We start from the raw sequence: 18,510 nt of genomic DNA, 5'->3' as shown, positions 1-18,510 counted from the left end.
ACGCGGCCGGGGGGCTGCGCGGACGGGGAGCTGCCCTGTCCGCGTGCTCGGAAGCGGTCGGGAACGGTCATGATCGACCTCGTTGTGCGTGGGACCCGTCCGGACCGCCACCCATACGGCAGACTGGAGCATGACGCCGGCACCGGTGCTCCCGTTGCTCCCGAAAGAGGCCTCATGCCCCAGAGTCCGCCGACCGACCCGACGCACTTCACCTCCGAGATCGACACCGGTCTCGACGTGGAGACCGACGTGGAGACCGTGGTGACGGCCGGCCCCCGGGCCTCGGCCGGGGCGGGATCGGGCACCGAGATCCTGCTGGAGCTGGTCGACGACAAGGGCGTCACGACCGGCACCGCCGAGAAGCTCTGGGCCCACCAGCAGCCCGGCCGGCTGCACCGGGCCTTCTCGGTGTTCCTCTTCGACCGCCAGGGCCGGATGCTGCTCCAGCGCCGGGCCCTCTGCAAGTACCACTCCCCCGGCGTCTGGTCGAACACCTGCTGCGGCCACCCGTACCCCGGCGAGCCGCCGTTCGTCGCCGCCGCCCGCCGCACCGCGGAGGAGCTGGGCGCCGCACCCGCGCTGCTCTGCGAGGCCGGCACCGTCCGCTACGACCTGCCGGACGAGACCTCCGGCCTGATCGAGCGGGAGTGGAACCACCTGTTCGTCGGGCTGATCACCGCCCCGGTCGAGCCCGACCCGGACGAGGTCGACGACTTCGCCTTCGTGACCGCGCAGGAGCTGCGCGAGCTGCGGGCCGAGCGCCCGTTCTCGGTCTGGTTCGAGACCGTCTTCGAGGCGGCCCTGCCCGGCATCCGGGAAATCGCCGGCCGCGACTGGTAGCCGGCCGCTACGCGGTCTCCTCCCGGGGGATGGGCAGCGAGGCCCAGACCACCTTGCCGCCCTCCCCCGTCCGTTCCACGTCGCAGACCCCGCCGGCCTGTAGGGTCACGCTCTTCACCAGCAGCAGCCCGCGCCCGCCGGTCCGCCCGGTGTCGCTCTCCAGGGCCTTCGGCCGGTAGGGGTCGCCGTCCTCGACCGAGACCCGCACCCAGCCCTCCCGGACCGACAGTTCGGTGGTGACCTCCGGCGAGAGCCGCGCGGCGTGCGTGACCGCGTTGCCGACCAGCTCCGAGACGATCAGCAGCAGGTCGTCCACCAGCTCCTGGTAGCGCACCCCCGCCATGCCCTGGGCCAGCAGCCGGTCGCGCACCGCGTGTCTGGTCCGGGGCACCGACGCCTCCACCGCCGGCACCGGGAACCGCCACACCCCCTCGACGGGCCCGTTCTCCCCGCGTCTCGGCTCGGCCTTCGCCGCCCCGTTGATCTGCTCCACGTCCAGCCGCCCTTCGTCCGCGACGCCGGGAATCAGGCGTTCCGCTCATGGCGCCCTCGGTTCACAGAGGCTAGGAGAGCCGTCCACGGGGACGCGGCTCCGTCGACAACTTGCCCGGGTCGGACCGTTCCCGTCCGGTACCGACCGCCGTCCGCCCCCAAACCGACCGCTTGGTTCACCCGAACCACCGCTTCGCCCCGCTTTCGATCAGGCCCTCGACCCATCCCTCCCAGCCCAGCCAGCCCTGCCGTCCCCATCGGCCCGCACCGAGGAAACGCAGGTGAGAAGCGCTCCAGAACCCTGGTAATGTTCTCTCTGTCGCCGAGGGGGCGAGCAGGAAGACCCCGAAGCACACACCCTGTCCGGGTGGCGGAATGGCAGACGCGCTAGCTTGAGGTGCTAGTGCCCTTTATCGGGCGTGGGGGTTCAAGTCCCCCCTCGGACACAGAGTGATTCCCCGCGGGAGCTCGTAAGAGCACCTGCGGGGAATTTTCGTTTTCCCGGCCTCGTGGCAGTGGCCGTGGCCGTTGTCACAGCCGTCGTCGCGGCAGTCGGCCCGGTTTTCACGGCCGGCCCGGTCGTCGACGCCGCTGCCGACGCCGTCGCCGACGGCCAAGGGCAGTGCGTGGCACGCCCGTTCGGCGGCAGCCCGCCCGCACCACGAAAGCACCCGGGTGGCGGACACAAGATGGCAACAATTGCGCCATTTGAGCTTTATCTGAGGATTTCGCCCGATTTCCCACCATAAGCTGTGTCCGTTTGTCCGGACCTGATGAGACAGAGGACCGATACGTTGAGCGCGCCCGCGCCGAGGACGGCATCCCATACGCATTACCGCCGCTCGCTCGGCACCATCAGCCTCACGGCCGTCGGCCTCGGGTCGATCATCGGCTCGGGCTGGCTGTTCGGCGCCGAGCGCGCCGCGCGCCTGGCCGGACCGGCCTCGATCGTCGCGTGGGTGATCGGGGCGGCGGTGGCGCTGACCATCGCGCTCACCTACAGCGAACTGGGGTCGATGTTCCCCAAGGCCGGCGGCATGGTGCGGTACGGCCAGTACTCGCACGGCTCGCTGGCCGGCTACCTGGCCGCCTGGGCCAACTGGATCGCCATCGTCTCGGTGATCCCCGGCGAGGCCACCGCCTCCGTGCAGTACATGAGCTCCTGGCACTTCGGCTGGGCCCAGGGGCTCTTCAACGGACAGGAGCTCACCGTCAGCGGGGTGGCCGTGGCCGGCGTGCTGCTGGTCGGGTACTTCGCGCTCAACTGGTTCGCGATCACGCTCTTCGCCAAGACCAACACCGCGATCACCGTGTTCAAGGTGGTCGTCCCCACGCTGACCGCGAGCGCCCTGCTGCTGGCGCACTTCGACACCTCGCACTTCCAGGACCACGGCGGCTTCGCCCCGAACGGCTGGAGCGCGGTTTTCACGGCCGTCGCCGTCTCCGGCATCGTCTGGGCGTTCAACGGCTTCCAGTCCCCGCTCAACCTGGCCGGCGAGGCCCGTAACCCCGGCAAGTCGCTGCCCATGGCGGTGATCGGCTCCATCCTGATCGCCCTGGTGATCTACGTCGTGCTCCAGATCGCGTTCCTGGGCGCCGTCCCCACGGCGGACCTCTCCCAGGGCTGGGGCGGCCTCGCCTACACCTCGCCGCTCGCCGACCTCTCGATCGCCTGGGGCCTGAACTGGCTCGCCCTGCTGCTGTACGCGGACGCCTTCGTCTCGCCCAGCGGCACCGGCATGATCTACGCCGCCACCACCTCGCGCATGATCCACGGGGTGCAGGAGAACGGCCACCTGCCGGCCGTCTTCGGCCGGGTGGACCCCAAGACCGGCATCCCGCGCCCGGCGCTGCTGCTCAACCTCCTCATCGCCTTCCTCTTCCTCGCGGTCTTCCGCGGCTGGGGCTCCCTGGCCGAGATCGTCTCGGTGGCGACCGTGATCTCGTACATCACCGGCCCGGTCGCCGTGATGGCGCTGCGCCGGCTCGCCCCCGAGCTGCCCCGCCCGGTCAGGCTCCGCGCGATGCCGGTGATCGCCCCGACCGCCATGGTCTTCGGCTCGCTGGTGCTGTACTGGGCGCGCTGGCCGCTGACCGGCAAGGTGATCCTGCTGATGGCCGCCGGGCTGCCGATCTGGGCCTGGTACGAGCTGCGCAAGCCGTGGGCCGAGCTCAAGCCGCACCTCAAGGCCGGCGTCTGGATGATCGCCTACCTGTTCGTGATGGCCGGGGTCTCCTGGGCCGGCAGCGCGGACTTCGGCGGACACGGCTACCTGCCCGAGGGCTGGGACCTGCTGATCGTCGCCGTGCTCGCGCTGGCCTTCTACCGCTGGGGCCTGCGGAGCGCCTGGCAGAACCCCTCGCTGGACGCCGTCAAGCATGAGCTCACCGCCGAGGGCGGGACGGGCGACACGCCGCACGCCGCCGACGCCACGGAGGGCGCCCGCGCCTGAGCCGCCGCTCCGAACCGCGGTACCCGGCGACGTGCCGGCCGAGCCTCTCGGCCGGCACGTCGCGTTTTCCCGGAGGCGGGGTGGAGGCCTGAACCCCGGGGGGGGAGCAATACGAAATTCGTTGGTCAGAGAGCAATAGCTTCATCATCTTCCGTTCACCGGGACCGGGCTGCCAGCATCGGCGCACCGTCACCGCCCGAGGGAGATGCCATGAACCGCCCCCGTCCTCTGCGTTGTCTGGCCGCGCTGGCTCTGGTGGCCCTGGCGGCCACCGCCTGCGGGCGCTCCGACCAGGGCACCGCTCCGGCTCCGGCCGGGGCCCAGGGTGCCGCCGGAAAGAGCGGCGCCGAGGCGCTGCCCGCGAAATTCAAGCAGGCCGGTGTGCTGAGAGTGGCCACCGCCGTCGGATACCCGCCGATGGAGATGTACAAGCCCGGGACCACCGAGCTGACCGGGGTGGACCCGGACCTGGCCGCGGCGATCGCCGGGCGGCTGGGGCTCAAGCTGGAGATGACCAACGCGTCCTTCGACGGGCTGATCCCCGGCCTCCAGGCCGGCCGGTTCGACCTGGTGATGTCCTCGATGACCGACAGCGAGCAGCGCCGCCAGGCCGTCGACTTCGTGGACTACTTCCGCACCGGCGGCGTCGTGATGACCAAGAAGGACAACCCGGAGGGGATCAAGTCCCTGGAGGACCTGTGCGGCAAGGCCGTGGTCCTCGCCAAGGGCAGCTCCAACCTGGACATCGGCGAGCAGCAGAACGCCAAGTGCGCCACCAAGATGAACATCTCGCAGAGCGAGGACGCCCCGACCGGGCTGCTCCAGCTGGACAGCGGACGGGCGGTGGCCACCATCGTGGACTACCCGGTGGCGCAGATGTTCGTCCAGAAGAACGGCTCCTACCAGGTGCTGCCGGAGCAGTACGGGACGGCGCCGTGGGGCATCGCGGTGGCGAAGAAGGAGAGCGGGCTGCGGGACGCCGTGCAGGGCGCGCTCCAGGAGCTGATCGAGTCCGGTGACTACCGGAAGATCCTGGACCAGTACGAGGTCGGCGGCAGCGCCGTGACCCGCGCCACCGTCAACACCGCCGGGCAGTGAGAACGGCGATGAGCACCGATATGAGAGAAGCCGCGCTCCCTGGCTCCGGCGCCGCGCCGGCTGAGGACGACCTGACCCTCCAGGTGACCGGACGCCCCCGGCCGGGGCGCTGGCTGGCGGTGCTGGCCGCCGCGTTCATCGCGGTCTGGCTGGCCTACACGGTCATCGTCAACCCCAACCTGCACTGGGACATCATCGCCGAGTACCAGTTCGACAGCGTGATCCTGGAGGGGCTCTGGGTGACCGTCCAGCTCACCCTGATCTCGCAGCTGGTCGGCATCGTGATCGGTGTGGTGGCGGCGGTGATGCAGCTGTCCGACAGCCCGGTGCTGCGGATGACGGCCGGCGCGTACACCTGGTTCTTCCGGGGGACGCCGCTGCTGGTGCAGCTGATCTTCTGGTTCAACCTGGCGCTGCTCTTCCCGGAGATCAGCATCGGCATCCCGTTCGACGGACCCAAGCTGGTCAGCTGGCAGTCCAACACCCTGATCACCGGGTTCGTGGCGGCGCTGCTGGGCCTGTCGATCAACGAGGGCGCCTATATGTCGGAGATCGTCCGGGCCGGCATCCAGAGCGTGGACCCGGGGCAGCGCGAGGCCGCCGCCGCGCTGGGCATGTCCAACCCGAAGATCCTCTTCCGGGTGGTGCTGCCGCAGGCGATGCGGGTGATCATCCCGCCGTTCGGCAACCAGTTCATCTCGATGCTGAAGACCACCTCGCTGGTCTCGGTCATCGCCGGCGCCGATCTGATGACCGTCTCCCAGCACCTCTACCTCGCCAACTTCGAGGTGATCGCGCTGCTGGTGGTGGCGTCGATCTGGTACCTGGTACTGACCACCATCGCCAGCGTCGCCCAGCACGCGGTGGAGCGGCGGTTCAGCCCCGGGGTGTCCGCCCGGCCGCTGCGGCGGCGGGTGCTGGGGAACCTCGTACCGGGGCGGACCAGGGCTCAGGGGGCGCCGGGGAAGGCCCTCAGGGCGAAGAAGCCCGCCGCGGCGAACACGGCGGAGAAGACGAAGGGGGCGGACCAGTGACGGTCGCGACGGACGATGACCTGATTCTCTCAGCACGCGGCGTGCGGAAACGTTTCGGCGAAACCGAGGTGCTGTGCGGCATCGACCTGGAGGTCCGCGCCGGGGAGGTGCTCTGTGTGATCGGGCCCTCCGGGTCCGGCAAGTCCACCCTGCTGCGCTGCTTCAACCACCTGGAGAAGATCGACGCCGGGCGGATCGCGGTCAACGGCGAGCTGGTCGGCTACGAGCCGCACGGCAGCCCGGCCGGAGCCAGGCTGCGTGAGCGGCGGCCCCGGGACATCCGCCGCCAGCGCGAGCGGATCGGCATGGTGTTCCAGCGGTTCCACCTGTTCCCGCACCGTACCGCCGTGCAGAACGTGATGGAGGGCCCGGTCGCCGTCAAGGGCCGCAACCGGGCCGAGGCCCAGCAGCAGGCCCGCGAGCTGTTGCGCCGGGTCGGGCTGGCCGACCGCGCCGACCACTACCCGGGCCAGCTCTCCGGCGGCCAGCAGCAACGCGTGGCGATCGCCCGCGCGCTGGCCATGGAGCCCACGGTGATGCTCTTCGACGAGCCCACCTCCGCCCTCGACCCCGAACTCGTCGGCGAGGTGCTCGGGGTGATGCGCGACCTGGCCCGCAGCGGGATGACGATGATCGTCGTCACCCATGAGATGGGGTTCGCCCGCGAGGTCGCCGACCGGGTGCTCTTCATGGACCAGGGCGCGGTCGTCGAGGCCGGCCGGCCCGACGAGGTGTTCACCGCCCCGCGCCACGAGCGCACCCGGGCCTTTCTCTCGACGGTGCTGTGATGGGGGCGATCGTGGGCATCTCCGACGTGGAACTGCTGGTCCGCGGCGGCACCCTGGTGGACGGCACCGGCGCCGCCGCCCGTCCGGCCGACCTCGCGGTCTCCGGCGGGCGGGTCACCGTCCTGCCGCCGGGCACCGCCGTGGCCGCGGCCCGGACGGTGGACGCCACCGGACGGGTCGTCACCCCCGGCTTCATCGATGTGCACACCCACTCGGACGCGCTGGCCGCACCGGTCGGCGCGCACACGGCCGCGGACGACGACGCCGTCGAGGAGCTGCGGCTGGCCCCGCTGCTCCAGGGCGTCACCACCGAGATCAGTGGCAACTGCGGCAGCAGTCTCTTCCCCGCGCTGCCGCAGCGGCTGCCCGAGCTGGCCGAACACCTGCGGGTGACCTTCGGCATCGGGCCGGTCCGGCCGGCCGAGGACTTCGACGCCTTCGCCGCCGGCCAGCGGCCCGAGCTGCGGCGCAACCACATCGCCTCGCTGGTCGGTCACGGCACGCTGCGCGCCGGGGTGATGGGCTTCGACGCCCGCCCGCCCCGGCCCGAGGAGCTGGCCGCCATGTGCGAACTGCTCGACCGGGCCCTGGCCCAGGGCGCGGCCGGGCTCTCCACCGGGCTGATCTACCCGCCGGGCACCTACGCCGACACCGAGGAGATCGTCGCGCTGGCCAGGGTCGCCGCGCGGCACGGCAAGCCGTACGTGACCCATCTGCGGGACGAGATGTCGCAGGTGGAGAAGGCCCTGGAGGAGGCGCTGGAGATCGCCGAGCGGTCCGGCGCGCCGCTCCAGGTGTCGCACCACAAGACCGCGGGCCGGCACGCCTGGGGCGCGACCCTGCGCACCCTCCCCCGGCTGGAGCAGGCCCGCGCGGACGGGATCGACGTGCTCTGCGACGTCTATCCGTACACCGCGGGCAGTACCGTGCTGCACGCCATGCTGCCGCCGTGGACCAGCGAGGGCGGGGTGGCCGCGCTGCTGGAGCGGCTGCGCCGGCCGGAGGTGCGCGAGCGGATCCGGACGGACATCGCGCAGGGCGTGGCGGGCTGGGAGAACACCGTCGGCAACGGCGGCTGGGACCTCATCGCGGTGGCCGCCGCCCCGGCGCGCCGCTCGGCCGAGGGCCACCGGATCGCCGACCTGGCGGCCGACCGCGGGCTCGACCCGGTGGAGTACGTCTGCGACCTGCTGCTGGACTCGCAGGGAGAGGTGACCATCATCAGCCACTCGATGCGCGAGGACGACGTCCGCCGGGTCCTGGCCAGCCCGCTGTCCATGATCGGCTCGGACGGGGTGCCCAAACCCGGCCGCCCGCACCCCCGTTGGGCGGGCAGCTTCGCCCGGGTGCTCGGCCACTACGGCCGCGACGAAGGGCTGCTGCCGCTGGAACTCGCGGTGCACAAGATGACCGGGCTGCCCGCCGAACGGTTCCGGCTGACCGGCCGCGGGGTGATCCGCGACGGCGCGGTGGCCGACCTGGTGGTGCTGGACCCGGACGCGGTCCGGGACGCCGCCACCTTCGAGCGGCCGCTGCTGGCACCGGAGGGCGTGGACACGGTCGTGGTGGCCGGGCGGATCGCGGTGCGCGACGGCCGGCCCACCTCGGTGCGGGCCGGAGAGGTGGTGCGGGTCCGATGAGTCTCGCCCAGGTGGCGGCCGCCGCCCGCAGTGCGGCGGCCCTGCCGCTCACCCTCGCCGTCGCCGCCGTGGACGTGGACGCCGTCGGCGAAGGGTTCGGCTGCGGCGGCGGTTTCGACGACGGTGGTGGCGGCTTCGGGGGTGACGGGACGGTCGGCGTGGACGCCGATGTCGTGCTGCCGGTCGCCAGCGCGTCCAAGCTGCTGCTGCTCGCCGAGGTGTCCCGGCGGCTGGACACCGGGGAACTGCACGCCGGCCGGCCGGTGGAGATCACCGACACCGATGTGACGGGCGGCACCGGGCTGCTGCGGCGGCTCGGCCGCCCCGGCTGGACGGTCGAGGACCTGGCCTGGCTCACCGCCTCGGTCAGCGACAACACCGCGACCAACGCGCTGCTGCGGCTGGTCGGCCTGCCCGCCACCGGGCGGCTGGCCCGGGAGCTGGGGCTGGCCCGGCTCACCCTGCACGACCGGGTGCGCGACGAACGCGGGCCGGGCGTGCCGCCGGTGTTCGCCACCGGCACCGCCGGGGACCTCGCCCGGCTGGTCGCGCTGGCCGTGCGCGGCGAGATGGCCTCGCCGGCCGCCTCGGCCCGGCTGCTGGACTGGATGCGGTCCAACACCGACCACGGTCTGGTCCCCGCGCTGATCGACCACGACCCGTACGCGCCCTGCTTCCCCGAGCCGCTGCCGGGCCGCCTGCTGGTGGCCAACAAGACCGGCACCGACACCGGGGTACGGGCGGACGCGGGTGTCGTCGTGGGCGCGCGCCGGATCGCCTACGCGGTGATCGCGCACTGGGACACGGCGCTCGGCCCCAGCACCGAGCGGGCGGCGGTGCACGCCATCCGCGAGGTGGGGCGGGCGCTGGCCGCCTGCGCGCTACGGCCGGTACGGCCTCGCGTCGGGGCGTGAGCCGGGTCGGGGCGTGAGCCGGGTCGGGGCGCCCCACGTCCCGGCGGGGGTTGCTGAAAGTCCGTCCGCCGGCTGATCGAGTCCGTCAACGGCACCCGCGAAGGCCGGTTCGGCCTCGAACGGCACGGCGGCCGGAGCGTCGGAGGCGCCATCGCCCGGTCGGCCGGAGACCGCCCGGCGACGACCCGGGCGGTCCGGCACGACCGCGCCACCGGCCGGCTCGTCACCGGTTCACTGACCGCCCACGACCACGGTCCGGCGTCGGAGTTGCTCGGCCAGTGCTGTGACCGCATGGGTTCACCGGGCTCAAGCAATAGGCCGCTGTGCTGTTGCAGACGCCGTGCCCGGCGCTCCGAGGCGGTCCATCTGATGGATAATCGGGGACTTGCCCAGACCGCAAGGCAGCGAGCCAGTAGCATGGGGGCCCGGGCTACCACCCCCGGGACCCCCATGTCAGCACCTCCGTGTCGAACTCCAGCGTTGGTTGACCACGGTTTTCGCGCTCTGCATCAAATACGGCGAGAAAGGTCCAAACCCCTGCTGGCAGGGAATCCCGCAAGCTCGTCTCCGCTTCGGGATATTTCGAGGGATCGCGTTCCAGGGTTCCGGGCCTTGAACGCCGTACACGCCCCGGTTCCGGGCACCACCACAGATTTCCACAGGGTGCTGAAGCCCGTTTGTCCCGGCGACGGCTGCGGGTGTGTCAGTGCTTCTTGCCGCCGTTGAACGGCGGGGGGATGTCATCGCGACAGTAGCCCCTGCGGTGGTCGGCGGGATTACCGATCCCGCAGTACGCGGTGACGACTCCGAGGTCATGGCTGTCGGGTGACCTGCCTTCGGTGTCTGCGTGCTGCTGGACGACTACGGTGATGTTGTCGATGAAGTCCTTGTCGAAATGGAACGCCATCGTGTACGAGCATCGATTCTGGTAGCCCAGCGGCGAGCAGTACTGCGAGTCTCGCGCAATGAGCTGGATCGTGTGGGGCCCGATGTTGTGGTCCTCGCCCGCGTGCAGCCGTCCGAATCCCGCCGTCTTGGCCGGTTCAGCACTGTCGTCATCGATACGCGCTCCGCGCGCCTCACCCTTGCGAAGCATCACCTCGTAGTAGCTCAGGTCCTCCGAGACGCTCTCGCAGTTCCATTCGGCTTTGTTGATCTTGCTGTAATCGGTCGTTCCCTCCGGGCACCCGTCGCCCGCTTTGACCGCACGACCGGTCGGAACCGTGGCTTCGGGTAGGTCCTGTGCACGCAGGGCGGGCAGGCGGTCCGCCGTCGGCATGGTTCGCGTCAGCCCTGCCGGAGCCGGCGTGGGATAAATCGACCAGTTGCCGACGTGGGTGGAGTTGTTGGTGAGGTTCGCGGTGACCACTCCGGTCTGGAACAGACTCTCGCGGCCGCCCCAGGGGCTGTGCTGGGGTGGGGTGTCCTGTTCATCGGAAGTGGGGAAGCCCAGGAAGCTGGTCTCTGCCCCGAGATCAACCCATGCCTGCCGAATCAGACCGTGCACCTCGTGCGCACCGGTGACGAAGCTGAAGTAGATAGACGCACCCTCGAACTCCTGACGGCGGCTGACGCCGTCGCCAAGCACGATCTCGTCGGTGGTGGGGTATCGCATGAACCCGGCCTCGTACCCGTACTGTCCCCACTTGGTGAGGAAGTCATGAGCGACAGGGTGCGCGCTTGTTGAGGGCGACCAGTAGATGTTGCCGCCCACGAACTCAGAGAACGCCCCGGCGCCGTCCGGCGCCGGCCTTTCGTTGGACTTCGGCAGCAGTAGGAAACTCTGTGGGCCACCCAGCGCCTTGTACTTGTCCAGGATCGCGCCGCACACCTCGTAGGGCGACGGGAAGAATGTCTCGCAGCCAGGCGACGCCGCAACACCCGGTTGCGACGGCGCCGGAGACAGTGGGGCAGACCGCGCGACGCTGCCTGCGCCGATCGAGAGCATCGCAATCGCCACTGCAACGACCATGCGACACAAGCGCGCGATCCTACCGAAGGAACGCCGGTGCGTGGTCTTTGAGGTCGTCAATCGGGGCCTCCGTCCTGTCCTGCCGACGTCGATCATTGACCTAACCCTGTTGGGAATTCAGCAGAATCGGGCGGTCCAAGGTCGATCGTCCTCGCAAGGCTTCATCGACCACAGCCGCATGACTGCGAACTCACTCAAACGGGTGACGTCCTCGCAAGATCACCGCAATGGCGGCGAACTCCCACATGCTCTGCCGGAACGCAGGATTGCGCTTCCCGCCCTGGTGCGACGGAGCCGTCTCCCACTCCGGCTCAGGCCCCGGGACCTCGATCTCGGCCATGCCGACCTCCCCTGCCCGAACACCACCGCCGCATCCGGCGACGACCGTAGCTCGCCGACCGCCCACGACCGCGGTCCGGCTCCGGAACCGCGCGTGTAGCAGACGTCCTGACGGTGGACAAGGGCGGCCGGTGGCGGGACCTCGCCAAGCGGACGTCAAGACTCCGTATCGGAAGTTCTACAGTCGTGTAAAACGGCGCCAGCTCGATCATGATCGTCGAATGTCTGACGATGGATCAGATATCAGCGCAGGCGGGGCGGTGCGGTTCGCACGGAAACCCACGGCAAAGCGGGTGTGTTTGACCCGTTCTGTCACCCCGTCGGAGGCCTTCCCCGGCTGGCGAGACCTGGCCAATGCCTGAGCCGGGCCTGTCATTTCAAATGCCGGATTGTCATGCTTCTCGCCAGTCCCGTTCGGTAGCCACCACCCCCACCCCCGGTGCTCTGCCGCTCGACCGTACGGGGCGCAGCACGTCAGCGCCCGTTCCGCCCCACAGGTGCCGACCCGGCCCCGGGGACGTGGTGCGACCGCGTACCGACGCGGTTTCCCGGAAGGACTCGCACGTGAAGCGAAAGCTTGCGACCGTCGCCGTGCTCTCCGCCACCGCCCTGCTCACCGGTGTCGTCCAGGTGAGCGCCACTGCCCAGGCCGGCCCGGCCCCCGCCCTCCAGGCGCAGGCCGCCCGGCAGCACGCCGCCATGATCGCGCTGGCGAACGGCCAGGCCGGACCGCTGGCCAAGGCCCTCGCGCTGGGCGGCCAGGAGAAGCTGGTCGCGAAGGACGCCGTGGTGGACGCCGACGGCACCCGCCACCTCCGTTTCGAGCGCACCTTCGCCGGCCTGCCGGTGCTCGGTGGCGATCTGGTGGTCCATCAGAAGGCCGACGGTTCGGTGAAGAAGGTCGACAAGGCCGTCTCCGCGCGGATCAGCCTGCCGAGCCTCACCCCGCGGATCCCCGTCGACCAGGCCGCCGCGCAGGCCACCGGCGCGATACGGGCCACCGTCGGCATCACCGGGGACGCCGACGAGTCCCCGCTGACCCAGGTGCACCGGACCGGCACGCCGGAGCTGGTGGTGTGGGCGAGCGACGGCAAACCGCGGCTCGCGTACCGGACCGTCGTGGAGGGCGTGCGCGCGAACCGCACCCCGAGCCGACAGCTGCTGGTCACCGACGCGACCACCGGCCAGGTGCTCTCCAGCCACGAGCAGGTGCAGACCGTCTCCGGTCCCGGCAACGGCGTCTTCGTCGGCAGCGTCCAGCTGAACACCGTCCAGAGCGGCGGCCAGTACCGGCTCCAGGACGACACCCGTGGCGGCCAGTCCACCAGCGACATGAACAACGGGACCGCCGGCAACGGCTCCCTGTTCGCCAACCCGACCAACAGCTGGGGCGACGGAACCGTCTCCAACCGCGAATCGACCGCCGTGGACGCCCAGTTCGGCGCGGCGACCACCTGGGACTTCTACAAGAGCGCCTTCACCCGCAACGGCATCCGCAACGACGGCGTCGGCGCCGCGAGCCGCGTGCACTACGACACCAACTACACCAACGCGTTCTGGGACGACAACTGCTTCTGCATGACCTACGGCGACGGCTCGGGAGACAGCCACCCGCTGACCGAGATCGACGTGGCCGGCCACGAGATGACCCACGGCGTCACCGCCGCCACCGCCGGCCTCAACTACGCGGGCGAGTCCGGCGGCCTCAACGAGGCCACCTCCGACATCATGGGCACGATGGTCGAGTGGTACGCCGACCTGCCCTCCAACCCGCCGAACTACTGGATCGGCGAGCTGATCAACCTCAACGGCGACGGCACCCCGCTGCGCTACATGGACCAGCCCTCCAAGGACGGCCAGTCGGCCGACTACTGGTCGGCGGACGTGGGCAACCTGGATGTGCACTACTCGTCGGGCGTGGCCAACCACTTCTTCTACCTGCTGTCCGAGGGCAGCGGTGCGAAGACCGTCAACGGCTTCGGCTACAACAGCCCGACGGCCGACGGCTCGACGCCGGCCGGCATCGGGCGGGACAAGGCCGCGCAGATCTGGTACCGCGCGCTGACCGTCTACTTCACCTCCACCACCGACTACGCGGGCGCCCGCGCGGCCACCCTGAGCGCGGCGGCGGACCTGTACGGCCAGGGCGGCGCCGAGTACAACGCGGTGGCGGCCACCTGGAGCGCGGTGAACGTCAACTAGGCGTGTCGGACGGGTTGTGCGCCGGACGGCCAGGGCGTCGGACGGGTATAGGGCCTGAGGCCGCCGGGGCGGTCAGGACCACTGCAGCTCCAGCAGTGACCTGACCTCCCCGGCGGCCGCGCGCAGTTCGACGAGGAAGGCCCGCAGCACCGGGTTGCGGTTGGTGGCCCGGGTGGCCACCCCGATCCGCCGGTGCAGCCGCGGGTGGTCGAGCCGGCAGACGTGCACCCCGGAACTGTCGGCCACGCCCAGCGCCGGGATCAGCGCGACGCCCATCCCGGCCCGCGCGAGGTTGATCGTCACCTGGTAGTGGTCGCTGCGGCAGCGCACCCGGGGGCGGAACCCCTCGGCGGCGCAGGCCCGTTCGAGCACCGGCTCGCCGGTGCTGCCGCCGTGCGTGCCGATCCAGCTCTCGCCCTCCAGCTCGGCCAGCCGCACCAGCGAGCGCCGCCCGAGCCGGTGCCGCAGCGGCACCACCACCAGCTGCGGCTCGTCGAAGTACATCTGGACGTCCACCGCCGCCTGCCGGCACCACGGGTCCAGCGGGTGTTCGAAGACGACGGCCGCATCCAGCCGGCCCGCCTCCAGATCGGGAATCAGCTCGTGCGGCTGCCCCATGATCAGCTCCAGCTCGACCTGTGGGTGCCGGACCGCGAACGCCGCCAGCGCCCGCGGGAGCAGATCCAGCCCCGCGGACGCGAAGAAGCCCAGCCTGAGCACGCCCGCGGTGCCCTCCGAATGCGCCCGCAGGTCGTCCTGGGCGACGGCCATCAGATCGGCGATCGCCTGCGCGTGGTCGGCGAGCCGCTCGCCCGCCGGGGTCAGCCGCAGCGACTGCGGCGCCCGTTCCACCAGCGCGACCCCCAGCTCCTGCTCCAGGCGGGCGAGCTGGTGCGAGATGGCGGACGGGCTCAGGTGCAGGGCCTGCGCGGCGGCCACGATGGTGCCCCGGCGGGCGATCTCCAGCAGGACGAGCAGACGGGCGCTGTTCAGCATCGGGCCAGATTAGGACGCATGCGACCGTCGCGCAGCCACCAGGGCCAGGTTTTCGGAATCATCCGGTCCGTTTTCGACGTCCAGGCGCAGCAGATCCTCCTCGGTCTCGCGCCGTACGACGAGGCGGGCCGCGCCGTCGCGGACGAAGACCACCGCCGGGCGGGGCAGCTTGTTGTAGTTGGACGCCATCGCGTAGCCGTAGGCGCCGGTGACGGGGGTGGCCAGCAGGTCCCCCACGCTCAGGTCGGCCGGGAGCGCCGCGTTGTCGATGATGACGTCGCCGCTCTCGCAGTGCTTGCCGACCAGCCGGGCCCGCAGCGGGCGGGGCGCCTCGGGGCAGCGCGGCAGGAACGCCTCGTAGCAGGCGCCGTACAGTGCGGGGCGCATGTTGTCGCTCATGCCGCCGTCCACGCTGACGTACGTCCGGACGTCCTTGATGTCCTTGATCGTGCCGACCCGGTACAGGGTCAGCCCGGCCCGCGCGACGATCGAACGGCCCGGCTCCACGCCCACCTCTCCCGTCCAGCCCGCGCCGCGCACGGCCGCGTGCACCCGCTCGGCCCAGGCCGCGAACGAGGGCGCGCTCTGCCCGCCCAGGTAGGCCACGCCCAGCCCGCCGCCGACGGTCAGCCGGCGCACACCACGGGCGACGGCGAAGCGGGCGAGGGCGGCGGCGCCGTTGGCCAGCTCGGCGGCGTTCAGCACCTGGGAGCCGACGTGCGCGTGGACGCCCTCCAGGACGACGGCCGGGGAGTTCGTGGCCCGGAGCACGGCGGCGTCGGCGGTGCCGTCGGCGAGGCCGAAGCCGAACTTGGAGTCGTGCCCGCCGGTCTGGATCGCCGCATGGGCGCCGGCCGCCACCCCGGGCGCCACCCGCAGCTGTACCCGGGCGGGCGGCAGGCCCTCCTCGGCGTGCAGCCGCTCGATCCGGTCCAGCTCGTCGAAGCTGTCCACGACGATGTGGCGCAGGCCGACGGCCATCGCGGTGCGCAGCTCGGCGTCGCTCTTGTTGTTCCCGTGCAGCACGATCCGGTCCGGCGGCACCTCGGCGTGCAGGGCGACCCGCAGTTCGCCGCCCGAGGCGACGTCCAGCAGCATGCCCTCCTCATGGGCGAGGCGGGCCATAGCCGTGCAGAGGAACGCCTTGGACGCGTACGCGACGTTGCCGGGCCCGAAGGCGGCGACGGCCTCGCGGCAGCGCCGGCGCAGGTGTTCCTCGTCGTAGACGAAGAGCGGGGTCCCGTACTGCTCGGCGAGATCGTCGAGCAGGAGCCCGCCGACGGCCAGCCCATCGGGTCCGGCCTCGGCGGTGAGCGGCAACAGCCCCGGGCCGAGGGCTGATTGGGCTGGCGACAGTGGCGACACGATTCCTCCCGGGCAGGCTGGTTCACCTGCCATCCTCGGGGGGCGGGGAGGGACCGGGAAAGCGGATTCTTCGACCCCTGAGCCGTACCGATTTCGATGCTCGGGGGGAGGGGGGTGGTGGGGGCGGGTCAGTGCTCGGCGGGAAAGTCCCCGGCTCGGACGCCAGCCACGAACGCCTGCCAGGCGTCGGCGGGGAAGGCGAGGGTGGGGCCGCTGGGGTCCTTGCTGTCGCGGACCATGACCATGCCTTCCAGCGGGCCGCATTCCACGCAGTCGTCGTTCGGGTTACTGACGCGCGCCTTCCTCCACTTCACGGGAAGGGCGGAGGCTACGGGATAGTAGGCCACTTGAACATGTCTCCTCTGCTCTAGGACGAGGTGGAACCGGCCCCGCGCCGAGCTCCGGCGCGGGGCCGCAGAAAACCGGGAAGGTCAGCGGTCGACGGCGAAATCTCCGGCGCTGAATCCGGCCACGAACGCCTGCCAGGCGTCGACGGGGAAGGCGAGGGCAGGGCCGCTGGGGTTCTTGCTGTCCCGGACGGCCCGGCCGCCGTCGGCGAGGCCTGCCACCTCGACGCACTCACCCCCCTGCTGGGAGTAGGACGACTTCTTGAACGGGGTTACCAGCTCGATCATGCTCACCCTCCCTCTTCTTTGCCTTGTTCTCGGCATGGGTGTTCGTCAGCAACCGAAGGGAAAGTCCCCGGCTCGGACGCCGGCCACGAACGCCCGCCAGGCGTCGACAGGAAAGGCGAGGGCAGGGCCGCTGGCGTCCTTACTGTCCCGAACGACCCGGCCACCGTCCACCAAGTCCGCTACCTCCACACACTCCCCCGCCTGGGTGGAGTACGACGACTTCTTGAATGGGCTCACCAGCTCGATCATGCTCACTCTCCCTGTCTCTTTCCTTCTCCACGTAGGAGTTCTCAGAGCACGCGGTTGAACGAGAGCCGCGTCGACTGCCAACTTCGATACAGCGTCGCACCCCACGCCGAAGCAACACAACAGCCCCTGCGCCCAGTTCGGCGCAGGGGCTGTTGAAGCCGGGCGGGTCAGCAGCCGGAGGGGAAGTCACCGATACGGACGCCGGCCACGAACGCCCGCCATGTGTCGGCGGGGAAGGCGAGAGCGGGGCCGCTGGCGTCCTTGCTGTCCCGGACCACGACGGCGCCTTGCAAAGTGCCGCACTCGACGCAGTTGTCGTTCGGGTCGCTGGCAGCAGCTTTCTGCCACGTCACGGGCAGGGCGGAGGCGACGGGGTAGTGGGTCACTTGAGCTTGTCTCTCTTTTCTGTGATGAGGTTGAGCGACTGGTCGAGATCCAAGGCTGTCGCCATGATCTCGTCGAAGGCGCCTCGATAGATGTCCACATGATCCGGATCCTCAACCCAGTTGCCGCCAAACATTCCACTCAGCAGAACCAGGTCGAGGTCCCGTTGCCGGAACTCCAGGAGGGAGAAGGGCCCAGTCATTCCAGGATGCGGCGGAGCCATGGCCGACATGATCTGGATGCTGACGTTCGGGAGCCTGCTGAAATGAAGCAGCTTGTCGAGCTGATCAAGCATCACACCCTGTGCCGTACCCATGGTCAGCGCCGACTCGTGGATGACAGCCCATAGCTTGAGCGGATTGTCAGCCCGCGTCAGGACGGACTGCCGATTGATCCGCACATCAACCCGCTCCTCCACGCTCGGTTTCTTGATGACTCCGCTGGAGATGATGGCGTGGGCATAGTTGCGGGTCTGGAGCAGTCCGGGGATGTATGCCGACTCGTAGGACTTGATGCCGGCCGCCGTCTCTTCCAGCCGGATCAGGTCGGTGTAGAGCGGGTTCAACTGCTCGAAGCCGGCCACCCACCCCGGTCGACGCTTGTCCCGGAGGATCTCGACGAGGACTTCCTTCAACTCCTCGTCGCACTGGTAGAAGTCGAGGAGCGAACGGACGACGTCCGGCTTCAGCTGGACGCGAGCGTTCTCATACCTACTGAGCTTCACCAGGTTGACGCCGTCGACCTGGGCTGCCACCTCTTCGGCTGACAGGTTCTTGAGCTCGCGGAGCCTTCTCAGCTCGGCCGCGATGCGCCGGTAGCGCACGGCCGGCACTGCAACTGCCATCTACGTAAACCCTCCAGAGCTGTCCATGGACCAGTGTGCATGGCTTTGGTGATGCTCCGCCACCACCACCGTGAGCCTAGAGGTGGCACCTTGCCCGATGGAGTGAAAGTTTTCATATTTGCTCGACATGGCTTGCAAATGCCCCGAGCCATGCTCCATGCTGCCCGTAACGGAAAGCTGACAGACGGTCACATCATGCCGGAGTCTGCGCCATGCTCGCCAGCACCCCCATGCCAGTGCACTTGGCGCCCTGAAGCACCGCCCG

General features: G+C 70.3%; 18 protein-coding genes and 1 tRNA gene. 9 read left to right on the top strand and 10 right to left on the bottom strand.

The genetic code is table 11. From position 1 onward, the window contains the following. The first annotated feature begins 174 nt into the window (after positions 1-174). Positions 175-840, top strand: a complete 666-nt coding sequence (gene idi, locus ACIQIB_RS04290; RefSeq protein WP_363611714.1) for an isopentenyl-diphosphate Delta-isomerase — start codon at positions 175-177, stop codon at positions 838-840. 7 nt (positions 841-847) lie between these two features. Here idi and ACIQIB_RS04285 read toward each other — a convergent pair whose 3' ends face one another. Then, positions 848-1,333 (bottom strand): ATP-binding protein, encoded by a 486-nt coding sequence (locus ACIQIB_RS04285; RefSeq protein WP_400649257.1) that lies wholly within the window; start codon positions 1,331-1,333, stop codon positions 848-850. A 360-nt stretch (positions 1,334-1,693) separates the two neighbouring features. Between ACIQIB_RS04285 and ACIQIB_RS04280 the strand changes: the two genes are divergently transcribed. The 7 genes from ACIQIB_RS04280 (at position 1,694) to ACIQIB_RS04250 (ending at position 9,259) form a co-directional block, all read left to right on the top strand. Continuing rightward, positions 1,694-1,778: transfer RNA gene (locus ACIQIB_RS04280), tRNA-Leu, on the top strand. A gap of 348 nt (positions 1,779-2,126) precedes the next feature. Beyond that, a complete protein-coding gene (locus ACIQIB_RS04275) occupies positions 2,127-3,785 on the top strand; it encodes an APC family permease (protein WP_363611712.1) in 1,659 nt (552 codons plus the stop codon). 210 nt (positions 3,786-3,995) lie between these two features. Continuing rightward, positions 3,996-4,883: an ABC transporter substrate-binding protein gene (locus ACIQIB_RS04270; protein WP_363611710.1), complete on the top strand. Its 888-nt coding sequence runs from the start codon at positions 3,996-3,998 to the stop codon at positions 4,881-4,883. An 8-nt stretch (positions 4,884-4,891) separates the two neighbouring features. Beyond that, positions 4,892-5,917 (top strand): amino acid ABC transporter permease, encoded by a 1,026-nt coding sequence (locus tag ACIQIB_RS04265; protein ID WP_400649261.1) that lies wholly within the window; start codon positions 4,892-4,894, stop codon positions 5,915-5,917. Between the two features lie 23 nt (positions 5,918-5,940). Beyond that, positions 5,941-6,705, top strand: coding sequence for an amino acid ABC transporter ATP-binding protein (locus ACIQIB_RS04260; protein WP_363611780.1), 765 nt, complete (start codon positions 5,941-5,943; stop codon positions 6,703-6,705). After that, complete coding sequence (locus ACIQIB_RS04255) at positions 6,705-8,345, top strand: amidohydrolase family protein (RefSeq protein ID WP_400756554.1); 1,641 nt, start codon at positions 6,705-6,707, stop codon at positions 8,343-8,345. Before ACIQIB_RS04260 ends, ACIQIB_RS04255 begins: the two co-directional genes overlap by 1 nt. After that, positions 8,342-9,259, top strand: a complete 918-nt coding sequence (locus ACIQIB_RS04250; protein WP_363611704.1) for a serine hydrolase — start codon at positions 8,342-8,344, stop codon at positions 9,257-9,259. The genes ACIQIB_RS04255 and ACIQIB_RS04250 overlap by 4 nt, the downstream gene beginning before the upstream one ends. 703 nt (positions 9,260-9,962) lie before the next feature. Here ACIQIB_RS04250 and ACIQIB_RS04245 read toward each other — a convergent pair. Together ACIQIB_RS04245 and ACIQIB_RS04240 are read right to left on the bottom strand one after the other, a co-directional pair. After that, positions 9,963-11,219: a hypothetical protein gene (locus ACIQIB_RS04245; RefSeq protein WP_363611702.1), complete on the bottom strand. Its 1,257-nt coding sequence runs from the start codon at positions 11,217-11,219 to the stop codon at positions 9,963-9,965. A 202-nt stretch (positions 11,220-11,421) separates the two neighbouring features. After that, positions 11,422-11,571 (bottom strand): hypothetical protein, encoded by a 150-nt coding sequence (locus ACIQIB_RS04240; RefSeq protein WP_400649269.1) that lies wholly within the window; start codon positions 11,569-11,571, stop codon positions 11,422-11,424. Between the two features lie 563 nt (positions 11,572-12,134). Between ACIQIB_RS04240 and ACIQIB_RS04235 the strand changes: the two genes are divergently transcribed. Continuing rightward, a complete protein-coding gene (locus tag ACIQIB_RS04235; RefSeq protein WP_400756551.1) occupies positions 12,135-13,772 on the top strand; it encodes a M4 family metallopeptidase in 1,638 nt (545 codons plus the stop codon). 72 nt (positions 13,773-13,844) lie between these two features. Here the strand turns inward: ACIQIB_RS04235 and ACIQIB_RS04230 are convergent, their stop codons facing one another. From ACIQIB_RS04230 to ACIQIB_RS04200, 7 genes are all read right to left on the bottom strand, one after another. Then, positions 13,845-14,768: a LysR substrate-binding domain-containing protein gene (locus ACIQIB_RS04230; RefSeq protein WP_363611696.1), complete on the bottom strand. Its 924-nt coding sequence runs from the start codon at positions 14,766-14,768 to the stop codon at positions 13,845-13,847. A 9-nt stretch (positions 14,769-14,777) separates the two neighbouring features. Further along, the gene (lysA, locus tag ACIQIB_RS04225; RefSeq protein WP_363611694.1) at positions 14,778-16,133 is read right to left on the bottom strand and encodes a diaminopimelate decarboxylase; all 1,356 of its coding nucleotides are present in this window, start codon (positions 16,131-16,133) and stop codon (positions 14,778-14,780) included. A gap of 128 nt (positions 16,134-16,261) precedes the next feature. Then, entirely contained in the window at positions 16,262-16,447 is a 186-nt protein-coding gene (locus tag ACIQIB_RS04220) for a DUF397 domain-containing protein (RefSeq protein WP_363611692.1), read from the bottom strand. Positions 16,448-16,564: 117 nt separating this feature from the next. Next, entirely contained in the window at positions 16,565-16,768 is a 204-nt protein-coding gene (locus ACIQIB_RS04215; RefSeq protein WP_363611690.1) for a DUF397 domain-containing protein, read from the bottom strand. A gap of 45 nt (positions 16,769-16,813) precedes the next feature. Continuing rightward, positions 16,814-17,017: a DUF397 domain-containing protein gene (locus tag ACIQIB_RS04210; RefSeq protein ID WP_363611688.1), complete on the bottom strand. Its 204-nt coding sequence runs from the start codon at positions 17,015-17,017 to the stop codon at positions 16,814-16,816. Between the two features lie 167 nt (positions 17,018-17,184). Beyond that, complete coding sequence (locus ACIQIB_RS04205; RefSeq protein ID WP_363611685.1) at positions 17,185-17,403, bottom strand: DUF397 domain-containing protein; 219 nt, start codon at positions 17,401-17,403, stop codon at positions 17,185-17,187. Next, on the bottom strand, positions 17,400-18,245 hold the full coding sequence (locus tag ACIQIB_RS04200; protein WP_400756549.1) for a helix-turn-helix domain-containing protein: 846 nt from the start codon (positions 18,243-18,245) through the stop codon (positions 17,400-17,402). The genes ACIQIB_RS04205 and ACIQIB_RS04200 overlap by 4 nt, the downstream gene beginning before the upstream one ends. Between the last annotated feature and the right edge of the window lie 265 nt (positions 18,246-18,510).

This window comes from Kitasatospora sp. NPDC092286 (assembly GCF_044755565.1).
Taxonomy (GTDB): Bacteria; Actinomycetota; Actinomycetes; order Streptomycetales; family Streptomycetaceae; genus Kitasatospora.
This window is presented reverse-complemented; position numbering and strand designations above follow the sequence as displayed.

What these genes read in the sequence shown, in the direction of transcription:
- idi (WP_363611714.1), top strand. Translation starts at nt 175, where the DNA reads ATGCCCCAGAGTCCGCCGACCGACCCGACGCACTTCACCTCCGAGATC.
- ACIQIB_RS04270 (WP_363611710.1), top strand. Translation starts at nt 3,996, where the DNA reads ATGAACCGCCCCCGTCCTCTGCGTTGTCTGGCCGCGCTGGCTCTGGTG.
- ACIQIB_RS04265 (WP_400649261.1), top strand. Translation starts at nt 4,892, where the DNA reads ATGAGCACCGATATGAGAGAAGCCGCGCTCCCTGGCTCCGGCGCCGCG.
- ACIQIB_RS04255 (WP_400756554.1), top strand. Translation starts at nt 6,705, where the DNA reads ATGGGGGCGATCGTGGGCATCTCCGACGTGGAACTGCTGGTCCGCGGC.
- ACIQIB_RS04250 (WP_363611704.1), top strand. Translation starts at nt 8,342, where the DNA reads ATGAGTCTCGCCCAGGTGGCGGCCGCCGCCCGCAGTGCGGCGGCCCTG.
- ACIQIB_RS04240 (WP_400649269.1), bottom strand. Translation starts at nt 11,571, where the DNA reads ATGGCCGAGATCGAGGTCCCGGGGCCTGAGCCGGAGTGGGAGACGGCT.
- ACIQIB_RS04230 (WP_363611696.1), bottom strand. Translation starts at nt 14,768, where the DNA reads ATGCTGAACAGCGCCCGTCTGCTCGTCCTGCTGGAGATCGCCCGCCGG.
- ACIQIB_RS04215 (WP_363611690.1), bottom strand. Translation starts at nt 16,768, where the DNA reads ATGATCGAGCTGGTAACCCCGTTCAAGAAGTCGTCCTACTCCCAGCAG.
- ACIQIB_RS04210 (WP_363611688.1), bottom strand. Translation starts at nt 17,017, where the DNA reads ATGATCGAGCTGGTGAGCCCATTCAAGAAGTCGTCGTACTCCACCCAG.
- ACIQIB_RS04200 (WP_400756549.1), bottom strand. Translation starts at nt 18,245, where the DNA reads ATGGCAGTTGCAGTGCCGGCCGTGCGCTACCGGCGCATCGCGGCCGAG.